Here is a 10,873-nt window from a genome sequence, read left to right on the forward strand (position 1 = left end):
CGCCACGACGGCCCATTGCGCGCCCGGTGTGCGCCCTTACGCTCGCCCATGTGTTCAACGTGCCCCAGGCGCTCAAGCGTCTAGTGATCGGCCGGGCCATGCGCAGCGAGGAGCTCGGCGAGACGCTGCTCCCCAAGCGCCTGGCCCTGCCGATCTTCGCCTCCGACCCGCTCTCCTCGGTCGCCTACGCGACCCAGGAGATCCTGCTGGTGCTCACCGTCGGTGGCGCCGCCTTCCTCAACCTGACCCCGTGGGTCGCGGCCGGCGTGGTCGCGCTGATGGCGGTCGTGGTGATGTCCTACCGCCAGGTCGTGCACGCCTACCCCAGCGGAGGCGGTTCCTACGAGGTGGTGTCGCGCAACCTGGGCGCCAACTCGGGCCTGGTGGTGGCCGCCTCGCTGCTGGTCGACTACGTGATGACGGTCGCCGTCTCGGTGGCCTCCGGCGTGGACAACATCATCTCGGCGCTGCCCTCGTTGGCGGACCACCGGGTGGAGCTGGCGGTCGGCTTCGTCTTCCTGCTGATGGCGGTGAACCTGCGCGGCGTCCGGGAGTCCGGCAAGGCCTTCGCCGCGCCGACCTACCTGTTCATCGGCGGCATCCTGCTGATGGTGGTCACCGGGCTGGTCCGGGTGGCGCTCGGCGATGCCCCGGTGGCGGCCAGCGCCGCGTACGGGATCGTGCCGGAGGACGGCAAGGACACCCTGGCCGGGCTGGGGCTGCTGATGCTGGGCCTGCGCGCCTTCGCCTCCGGTTGCACGGCGCTGACCGGCGTGGAGGCGATCTCCAACGGCGTGCCGGCGTTCCGGGCGCCGAAGTCGAGGAACGCCGCCGCCACCATGGCCGTGATGGGCACCACGGCCGTGGTGATGTTCATCGGCATCACCGCGCTGGCGCTGGTCTCCAAGGTCCACATCGCCGACGACGCCTGCCACCTCACCGGCTTCCCGGGGGACTGCGCGACCGCGCCGCAGCAGACCGTGATCGCCCAGTTGGCGGCGGCGATCCTCGGCGGGGACGGCAGTGTCCTGTTCTACTCCATCCAGGCGGTCACCGCGCTGGTGCTGATCCTGGCGGCGAACACGGCGTTCAACGGCTTCCCGCTGCTGGCCTCGATCCTGGCCGAGCACCGCTACCTGCCCCGGCAGATGCACACCCGCGGCGACCGGCTGGCCTTCTCCAACGGCATCATCGCGCTCGGGGTGGTGGCCGGCGGCCTGCTCTGGCTGTACGACGCCGACGTCACCAGCCTGATCCACCTCTACATCCTGGGCGTCTTCACCTCCTTCACGCTGTCGCAGATCGGCATGGTGAAGCACTGGAACCGGGCCCTGGCCACCGAGGCCGACCCGGCGGTGCGGGGCGCCGCCCAGCGCTCCCGGGTGATCAACTCCTTCGGCGCGGTCACCACCGCGCTGGTGCTGGTCATCGTGCTGCTGACCAAGTTCACCCAGGGCGCCTGGCTGGCCGTGGTCGCGGCGGCGGTGCTGTGGGTGATGATGCGCGGCATCCGCCGGCACTACGACGGCGTCGCCGAGGAACTGGCGGTGGACGACCCGGAGGCCGAGTCGGCGCGGCCGTCCCGGGTGCACGGCATCGTGCTGGTCTCCAAGGTGCACAAGCCCACGCTGCGGGCGATCGGCTACGCGCAGGCGTTCGCGCCGGACTCGCTGGAGGCGCTCACGGTCGCGGTCGAGCCGGACGCCACCGGGGAACTGGAGCGGCGCTGGGAGGAACTGGCCCTGCCGGTGCCGCTCAAGACGCTGGACTCGCCGTACCGGGAGATCACCAAGCCGGTGGTCCAGTACGTGCGGGACTACCGGCGGACCAGCCCGCGGGACGCGGTGGCGGTGTTCATCCCGGAGTACGTGGTCGGGCACTGGTGGGAGCACCTGCTGCACAACCAGTCGGCGTTCTGGCTGAAGAGCAGGCTGCTGTTCACCCCGGGGGTGATGGTGATCAGCGTGCCGTGGCAGCTGACCTCCTCCAACCGGGCGAACCGGCCCTCGAGGCGGGCCCCGGGCGCGGTCCGGCGCGGTGAGCCGGCGGTACGGCGCGAGCGGGAGAAGGTCGAGGCGCCCGAACACGCGTAGGCGCGGCTCACGGCAGCCCGAGGCCCCGGACAGCACCCGCTGCCCGGGGCCTCGCCGCACTCCGTCGCCTACCCGGGTACGCGCCTGGTCGCGTACCCGGTTACGCACCTGGTCACGGCCCGGACAAGGCCCCGTATGGAGGCCGTCAACAATCGAACGGGCGCCGTATGGAGGGCGTCAAGAACGCCGTTGACGCTCCGTGAGCACGGTTGGCTGGACCTTGCCGGCCTCTCCGCCGGCGCCGTGCCGGCACACGTACGCGGGCCGCGGCCACCTCCGAACCACCGTGGTGGAGTCCATGTCCGATCTCATCTACGTCGTCGTCACGGTCGCCGTGTTCGGCGTCATCACCCTGATCGCGCGGGGGGTGGAGAAGCTGTGAGCGCCGAGAACGCCGCAGGTCTCGTCGTGGCCGTGGCCCTCGTCGGCTACCTCATTCTCGCGCTGATCTACCCGGAGAAGTTCTGACATGAGTTCGACTCTCGCGGGCTGGCTGCAGGTGCTCGCCCTGGTGGGCGCACTGGCCCTGTGCTACCGCCCCCTGGGTGACTACATCGCCCACACCCTCACCACCTCCAGACACCTCCGGGCCGAGAAGGCCCTGTACAAGGTGATCGGCGTGGACGCCGACGCCGACCAGCGCTGGCCGGTCTACCTGCGTTCGGTGCTGGCCTTCTCGGCGGTGTCCGTCCTCTTCCTCTACACCCTGATCCGGGTGCAGCAGTGGCTGCCGCTGGGCCTGGGCGTCGACCAGATGTCCGGCCACCAGGCGTGGAACACCGCGATCTCCTTCGTGGCCAACACCAACTGGCAGTCCTACAGCGGCGAGGCCGCGATGGGGCACCTGGCCCAGATGGCCGGTCTGGCGGTGCAGAACTTCGTCTCCGCGGCCGTCGGCATCGCGGTCGTCGCCACCCTGATCCGGGGCTTCACCCGCAACCGCACCGACCGGCTGGGCAACTTCTGGGTGGACCTCACCCGGATCAGCCTCCGGCTGCTGCTGCCGGTCGCGATCGTGTTCGCGCTGGCCCTGGTGGCCACGGGCGTGGTGCAGAACTTCCACGGCTTCCACGAGGTGGCCACGCTGGCGGGCGACCCGCAGTCGGTCCCGGGCGGGGCGGTGGCCTCGCAGGAGGTCATCAAGCTGCTGGGCACCAACGGCGGCGGCTTCTACAACGCCAACTCGGCGCACCCGTTCGAGAACCCGACCGGGCTGAGCAACTTCCTCGAGGTCTTCCTGATCCTGGTGATCCCGTTCGCACTGCCGCGGGCGTTCGGCCGGATGGTCGGCGACAACCGCCAGGGCTACGCGATCGTCTCGGTGATGGGCCTGTTCTGGGTCGCCTCGGTCGCGCTGATGACCCTGGCCGAGTCGCACCACGCGGGCACCGCCCTGCAGTCGGCGGGCGGGGCGATGGAGGGCAAGGAGCAGCGGTTCGGCATCGCGGCGTCCAGCCTGTTCGCGGCCTCGACGACGCTGACCTCGACCGGTGCGGTGAACTCCTTCCACGACTCGTACACCGCGTTCGGCGGCGGGCTGACGATGTTCAACATGATGCTGGGCGAGATCGCGCCCGGCGGTGTGGGATCGGGCCTGTACGGGATGCTGGTGCTGGCGATCGTCGCGGTCTTCGTGGCCGGTCTGATGGTCGGACGCACCCCCGAGTACCTGGGCAGGAAGCTCGGCGGCCGGGAGATGAAGTTCGCCTCCCTCTACATCCTGACCACGCCGACCCTGGTGCTGGTCGGCACGGGGGTCGCGATGGCGCTGCCGGGTGAGCGGGCCGGGATGCTGAACTCGGGCGCCCACGGCTTCTCCGAGGTCCTGTACGCCTTCACCTCGGGCGCCAACAACAACGGTTCGGCGTTCGCCGGCATCACGGTGAACACCGAGTGGTACGACACCGCGATCGGTCTGGCGATGGTGTTCGGCCGGTTCCTGCCGATGGTCTTCGTCCTGGCCCTGGCCGGCTCGCTCGCCCAGCAGCAGCCGGTCCCCGCCACCCCGGGCACCCTGCCCACCCACAAGCCGCTGTTCGTGGGCCTGCTGTCGGGCGTCGTCCTGATCGTCGTCGGCCTCACCTACTTCCCGGCCCTGGCTCTCGGGCCGATCGCGGAAGGTCTCTCCTGATGTCGTCCACCATGACCGAAGAATCCGAGTGGGCCGAGAAGCCGGCCCCGCAGCCGGAGACGTCGCCCGCCGAGGTGCCGCACAGAGTGTCCGGCGGCCTGCTGGACCCCAAGCTGATCGTGGCGTCCCTGCCGGACGCGGTGAAGAAGCTCGACCCCCGGGTGATGGTCAAGAACCCGGTGATGTTCGTGGTCGAGGTCGGCTCGGTCGTCACCACGGTCGCCGCGGTGGCCGACCCCACCGTGTTCGCCTGGTCGATCACGGTGTGGCTCTGGCTGACCACGGTCTTCGCCAACCTGGCCGAGGCCGTCGCCGAGGGCCGGGGCAAGGCGCAGGCGGACACCCTGCGCCGGACCAAGACCGACACCACGGCCCGCCGCCTCACCGACTGGCCGCGTTCGCGGGCCGAGGAGGAGGTCGCCGGTACCGCGCTGCGGCTCGGCGACCACGTGGTGGTCGAGGCCGGACAGACCATCCCCGGGGACGGTGACGTCGTCGAGGGCGTGGCCTCCGTCGACGAGTCGGCGATCACGGGCGAGTCCGCGCCGGTGATCCGGGAGTCGGGCGGCGACCGCTCCGCCGTGACCGGTGGCACCAAGGTGCTGTCGGACCGGATCGTGGTGAAGATCGCCTCGGAGCCCGGCAAGTCCTTCATCGACCGGATGATCGCCCTGGTCGAGGGCGCCGCCCGGCAGAAGACGCCGAACGAGATCGCGCTCAACATCCTGCTGGCCTCGCTGACCATCGTCTTCCTGGTGGCGGTCGTCACCCTCCAGCCGATGGCCACCTACGCCGGTGCCCCGCAGTCGATGATCGTGCTGGTCGCGCTGATCGTGGCGCTGATCCCGACCACCATCGGCGCGCTGCTCTCGGCGATCGGCATCGCCGGCATGGACCGGCTGGTCCAGCGCAACGTGCTGGCGATGTCGGGCCGCGCCGTCGAGGCGGCGGGCGACGTCAACACCCTGCTGCTCGACAAGACCGGCACCATCACCCTCGGCAACCGCCAGGCCGCCGAGTTCCAGCCGGCCGAGGGCGTGGGCATCGGGGACCTCGCGGACGCCGCCCAGCTGTCGTCCCTGGCGGACGAGACGCCGGAGGGCCGCTCGATCGTCGTCCTCGCGAAGACGGAGTACGGTCTGCGGGCCCGCGCCCAGGGCGAGCTGACGCACGCCACCTGGGTGCCGTTCACCGCGCAGACCCGGATGTCGGGCGTCGACCTCGACGAATCAGAAGGTGTGGAGCGCAGCGACTCGGACAAGGGTGGCGGCGGGCGACGGGCGGGCGGCGTCCACTCGGTGCGCAAGGGCGCGGCGGGTTCGGTCACCAACTGGGTCACCGAGAACGGCGGAACGGTCGGCGAGGACGTCGCCGCCCTGGTCGACGGCATCTCCGGCGCCGGTGGCACCCCTCTGCTCGTCGCCTCCCGGATCGGCACCGCGGCCCCGAAGGCCCTGGGTGTCATCCACCTCAAGGACGTGGTGAAGGAGGGCATGCGGGAGCGGTTCGACGAGCTGCGCCGGATGGGCATCAGGACCGTCATGATCACCGGTGACAACCCGCTGACCGCCCGGGCGATCGCGGAGGAGGCGGGCGTGGACGACTTCCTCGCCGAGGCCACCCCCGAGGACAAGATGGCCCTGATCAAGAAGGAGCAGGCCGGCGGCAAGCTGGTCGCGATGACGGGCGACGGCACCAACGACGCCCCCGCCCTCGCCCAGGCCGACGTCGGTGTCGCGATGAACACCGGGACCATGGCGGCCAAGGAGGCCGGCAACATGGTCGACCTGGACTCCAACCCGACCAAGCTGATCGAGATCGTCGAGATCGGCAAGCAGCTCCTGATCACCCGCGGCGCGCTGACCACCTTCTCCATCGCCAACGACGTCGCCAAGTACTTCGCGATCATCCCGGCGATGTTCGCGGCGGTCTACCCGGGCCTGGACAAGCTCAACATCATGCAGCTGCACAGCCCCCAGTCCGCCATCACCTCGGCGATCATCTTCAACGCCCTGGTCATCGTCGGCCTGATCCCGCTGGCCCTGCGCGGGGTGAAGTACCGTCCGTCCGACGCCAGTTCGCTGCTGCGTCGCAACATCGGGGTCTACGGCCTCGGCGGCCTGGTCGTCCCGTTCGTCGGCATCAAGCTGATCGACCTGGTCGTCCAGTTCGTCCCCGGCCTGAGCTGAGAGAGGAGAAACGCATCATGTCCAAGCCCCTGCCCACCGCCGTCCGCACCCACCTCACCGCGCTGCGCGCCCTGCTGGTCCTGACGGTGCTCCTCGGCATCGCCTACCCGCTGCTGGTCACCGGCATCTCCCAACTGGCCTTCGCGGACAAGGCGAACGGCTCGATCGTCAAGGCCGACGGCAAGGAGGCCGGCTCCAGCCTGCTGGGCCAGAACTTCAACCTCCCCGAGCAGAACCCGGACGACCCGGACGAGGCCCCCCGCCCCGACCCGCGGTGGTTCCAGCCCCGTCCGGGCGCCTACGACCCCAAGGCCTCGGGTGCCTCCAACCTGGGCCCTGGCAGCGAGGACCTCGCCAAGAACATCGAGGACCGCCGCCAGGCCGTCGCCGCGTTCGACGGCGTCGACCCGGCGAGCGTCCCGGTGGACGCCCTCACCGCCTCCGGCTCCGGCCTGGACCCGCACATCTCCACCGCCTACGCCCAGGAGCAGGTCGAGCGGGTCGCCAAGGCCCGCGACCTGCCGGCGGACACCGTCCGCGAGCTGGTCGACCGGAACACCGACGGCCGCCCACTGGGCTTCCTCGGACAGCCGGGCGTCAACGTCGTCCTGCTCAACCAGGCGCTGGCGGCGCAGAAGTGACGACAGATCGGCCGAACAGCTGAGGCGGGCCGGTCCGGTCCGGGGCGGGTGCCCCGGGCCGGACCGGCCCGCCGTCCGTCCCCCCGTACGACGCAGAAGACGAAAGAGCAGCGCCCATGGCCCGCGACCTCACCCCCGGCACCGGCCACCGACGCGGCCGGCTGAGGGTGTACCTCGGTTCCGCTCCCGGTGTCGGCAAGACCTACCGGATGCTGGACGAGGCACGGCGCAGACAGGACCGGGGCGCGGACGTCGTGGTCGGCTGGATCGAGTGCCACGGGCGCCGCCACACCGAGGCGATGCTCGACGGTCTGGAGGTCGTGCCGGGCGTCCACCGCGCCTACCGGGACACCGACTTCGAGGAGATGGACCTCGACGCGCTGCTCGCCCGCCGCCCGGCCGTCGCGCTGGTCGACGAACTCGCCCACACCAACGTCCCCGGCGGGCGCCACGGCAAGCGCTGGCAGGACGTCGAGGAACTGCTGGACGCCGGGATCGACGTCATCACCACGGTCAACATCCAGCACCTGGAGTCGTTGAACGACGTGGTCCGGAAGATCACCGGCATCCCGCAGCGCGAGACCGTCCCCGACGAGGTGGTCCGCCGCGCCGACCAGATCGAACTCGTCGACATGGCCCCCCAGGCGCTGCGCCGCCGGATGGCCCACGGCAACGTCTACAAGGCGGAGAAGGTGGACGCCGCGCTCTCCCACTACTTCCGGGTCGGCAACCTCACCGCCCTGCGCGAGCTCGCCCTGCTGTGGGTGGCCGGGCGGGTCGACGAGGGCCTGCGCGACTACCGGGCCAGCCACAACATCGACCGGGTCTGGGAGACCCGCGAACGCGTCGTGGTCGCCCTCACCGGCGGCCCCGAGGGCGAGACCCTGATCAGACGCGCCGCCCGCATCTCCCGCCCGTCGCCCGCCACCACCCTCGACCGCGACGTCCCGCGCCGCCCCTCCCTCCGCACCGCCGGCGGCGACCTGCTCGCCGTCCACATCACCCGCAGCGACGGCCTGGCCGGAGCCTCCTCCGGCGCCCTCGCCCAGCAGCGGCAACTCGTCGAGAGCCTCGGCGGCAGCTACCACGTGGTCGTCGGCGACGACATCCCCACCTCACTGCTCGCCTTCGCCCGCGCCCACAACGCCACCCAGCTCGTCCTCGGCACCAGCCGCCGCGGCCGGACCGCCCGCTTCCTCACCGGCCCCGGCATCGGCGAGACCACGGTGGACGCCTCCGAGGACATCGACGTCCACATGGTCACCCACGAGTTCACCGGCCGGGGCCGGCTGCCCGCCCTCGGCCGGCGCCACTCCCGGCGCCGCACCGTCGCCGGCTTCCTGGCCGGACCGATCGTGCCCTCGCTGCTGACCCTGGTGCTGTCCCAGTTCCACGACACCGTCAACCTCACCACCGACGCCCTGATGTTCCAGCTCGGCGTCGTCGTGGTCGCCCTGCTCGGCGGCGCCACCTCGGCCCTGCTGGCCTCGCTGGTCGCCTCGGTGCTGCTGAACTACTTCTTCATCCCGCCCGTCCACACCTTCACCATCGGCGAGACCAACAACATCATCGCCCTGGTGGTCTTCGCGGCCGTCGCGCTGACCGTCTCCACCGTGGTCGACCACGCGACCCGCCTCACCGCCCGGGCCGCCCGCGCCACCGCCGAGGCCGAGACCCTCTCCACCCTGGCCGGCAGCGTCCTGCGCGGCGCCGACGCCCTGCCCGCCCTGCTGGAGAAGTCCCGTACCGCCTTCGGCATGAGTTCCGTGGCCCTGCTGGGCCGCACCGGCGGCGAGGTCCTCGCCTCCTGCGACACCACCGCCACCGCGGCGGGGGACGCCGACGGCGGCGGTGCCGCCCCGGGCCACGCCCCCGTCACCGGCACCGCCGTCAGCACCGACGCCCCCATCACCACCGAGGTGCCCGTCGGCGCCGACGCCGTCCTCGTCCTCACCGGCCGCCGGCTGCCCGCCGCCGACCAGCGCGTCCTCACCGCCTTCGCCGCCCACGTCGCCGCCGCCCTGGAACGCGACCGCCTCGCCGTCGTCGCCGCCGAGGTCGAACCCATCAAGGCCGCCGACCGGATGCGCACCGCGCTGCTCGCCGCCGTCAGCCACGACCTGCGCACCCCGCTCGCCGCCGCCCTCGCCTCGGTCGGCTCACTGCGCAGCCCCGACGTCGAGTTCTCCCCCGAGGACCAGGCCGAACTCCTCGCCACCGCCGACGAGTCCCTCGTCAAACTCACCCGGCTGGTGGACAACCTGCTCGACATGAGCCGCCTCCAGGCCGGCGCGCTCACCCTCCACCTCGCCGAGACCCACCTCGACGAGATCCTGCCCCGCGCCCTCGACTCGCTCGCCGACCCGTACGCGCCCGTCCAGCCGCTCGACCTGGAGACCGTCCCGCCGGTGCTCGCCGACCCGCCGCTGCTGGAGCGCGTCCTCGCCAACGTCATCACCAACGCCCTGCGGTACAACGCCCCCGGCGCGCCGGTCCTGGTCGCGGCCAGCCATCACGCCGGACGGGTCGAACTGCGGGTGATCGACCGCGGCCCCGGCATCGCCCCCGAGGACCGCGACCGGGTGTTCCTGCCGTTCCAACGCCTCGGCGACACCGACAACACCACCGGCGTCGGCCTCGGCCTCGCCCTCTCCCGCGGCCTCGCCGAGGCCATGGACGGCAGCCTGGAGGTCGAGGACACCCCCGGTGGCGGCACCACCATGCTGCTCACCCTGCCCGCCGCCCCGGTCCGGCCCCTGCCCGTCGATCCCGCGACCGCCGATCCCGCGACCGTCGATCCCGCGACCGTCGATCCCGCGACCGCCGATCCTGCGCGCACCGGTCCCACGCCCGCCCAGTACCAGTACCCCGGGGAGGCCCCCGAATGAGCGAGATCCTCGTCGTCGACGACGAGCCGGCGCTGCTGCGCACCCTGCGGATCAACCTCGGTGCCCGGCAGTACGCCGTCCGCACCGCCGCCACCGGCGGCGAGGCCCTGGACCGCGCCGCCAGGACCGCCCCCGACGCCGTCCTGCTGGACCTCGGCCTGCCCGACCTCGACGGCATGGACGTCATCCGCGGCCTGCGCAGCCGCAGCGCGGTGCCGATCATCGTGCTCTCCGGCCGGGCCGACGCCGCCGACCGGATCGGCGCGCTGGACGCCGGCGCCGACGACTACCTCACCAAGCCGTTCCTGATGGACGAGTTGCTGGCGCGGCTGCGTGCCGTACTGCGCCGCCCGCCGGTCACCGTCGGCGCCGCGGCGCCCGCGCCGGTGATCGGCGACCACACCGTGGACCTCGCCGCCACCACCGTGACCGGGCCGGACGGCCCGGTGCGGCTCACCCCGACCGAGTGGCGGATCCTGGCCCTGCTGCTGGCCCACCCCGGCCGGCTGGTGCCCGGGCGGCGGATCCTGAGCGAGGTCTGGGGCCCGGCCCACCAGGAACGGGGCAACTACCTGCGGGTCTACCTGGCCGGCCTGCGGCGGAAGCTGGAGCGCGACCCGGCCCGGCCGCGCCATCTGATCACCGAGCCGGGGATCGGCTACCGCTACGAGCCCTGAACCGGTGCTGGACGAGGCACCGGGACCGCCGGATGCGTCAAAGGCCCGTCAGGAGCGGCCGCCCCGGCGCCAACAGGGCGTCAAGAGCGGCCGGCGCGACCGTCCGGCGGCATAGCGTCGGTGGTGAGGGAGCGGCCCCGCTCCGTGGGGGATGCCTGGGGCCGCTCCGCCGCTCCGGCGGTCACCCAGGTGGGGGAGGGGGGGGGGGGGGGGGGGGGGGGGCCCGCGGCCCCCCCCCCCCCCGGGGGCCCCCC

General features: G+C 72.2%; 7 protein-coding genes. All 7 read left to right on the plus strand.

Annotated features, from left to right (window positions below; all coding sequences use genetic code 11):
- The first annotated feature begins 98 nt into the window (after positions 1 to 98).
- The 7 genes from SM793_RS32790 (at position 99) to SM793_RS32820 (ending at position 10,619) form a co-directional block, all read left to right on the plus strand.
- The gene (locus tag SM793_RS32790; RefSeq protein WP_320441980.1) at positions 99 to 2,093 is read left to right on the plus strand and encodes an APC family permease; all 1,995 of its coding nucleotides are present in this window, start codon (positions 99 to 101) and stop codon (positions 2,091 to 2,093) included.
- 378 nt (positions 2,094 to 2,471) lie between these two features.
- Positions 2,472 to 2,561 carry a K(+)-transporting ATPase subunit F gene (gene kdpF / locus SM793_RS32795; RefSeq protein WP_320441972.1) on the plus strand — a complete coding sequence of 30 codons (90 nt, stop codon included), beginning with the start codon at positions 2,472 to 2,474 and terminating at the stop codon, positions 2,559 to 2,561.
- 1 nt (position 2,562) lies between these two features.
- On the plus strand, positions 2,563 to 4,224 hold the full coding sequence (gene kdpA / locus SM793_RS32800) for a potassium-transporting ATPase subunit KdpA (RefSeq protein ID WP_320441973.1): 1,662 nt from the start codon (positions 2,563 to 2,565) through the stop codon (positions 4,222 to 4,224).
- A complete protein-coding gene (gene kdpB, locus SM793_RS32805) occupies positions 4,224 to 6,413 on the plus strand; it encodes a potassium-transporting ATPase subunit KdpB (protein ID WP_320441974.1) in 2,190 nt (729 codons plus the stop codon). The genes kdpA and kdpB overlap by 1 nt, the downstream gene beginning before the upstream one ends.
- 17 nt (positions 6,414 to 6,430) lie before the next feature.
- The gene (kdpC, locus tag SM793_RS32810; protein ID WP_320441975.1) at positions 6,431 to 7,054 is read left to right on the plus strand and encodes a potassium-transporting ATPase subunit KdpC; all 624 of its coding nucleotides are present in this window, start codon (positions 6,431 to 6,433) and stop codon (positions 7,052 to 7,054) included.
- Positions 7,055 to 7,170: 116 nt separating this feature from the next.
- A complete protein-coding gene (locus SM793_RS32815; RefSeq protein ID WP_320441976.1) occupies positions 7,171 to 9,942 on the plus strand; it encodes a sensor histidine kinase KdpD in 2,772 nt (923 codons plus the stop codon).
- Positions 9,939 to 10,619: a response regulator gene (locus SM793_RS32820; protein ID WP_320441977.1), complete on the plus strand. Its 681-nt coding sequence runs from the start codon at positions 9,939 to 9,941 to the stop codon at positions 10,617 to 10,619. The genes SM793_RS32815 and SM793_RS32820 overlap by 4 nt, the downstream gene beginning before the upstream one ends.
- Positions 10,620 to 10,873: the final 254 nt, after the last annotated feature.

The organism is Kitasatospora purpeofusca (assembly GCF_034043715.1).
Lineage (GTDB): Bacteria > Actinomycetota > Actinomycetes > Streptomycetales > Streptomycetaceae > Kitasatospora > Kitasatospora purpeofusca_A.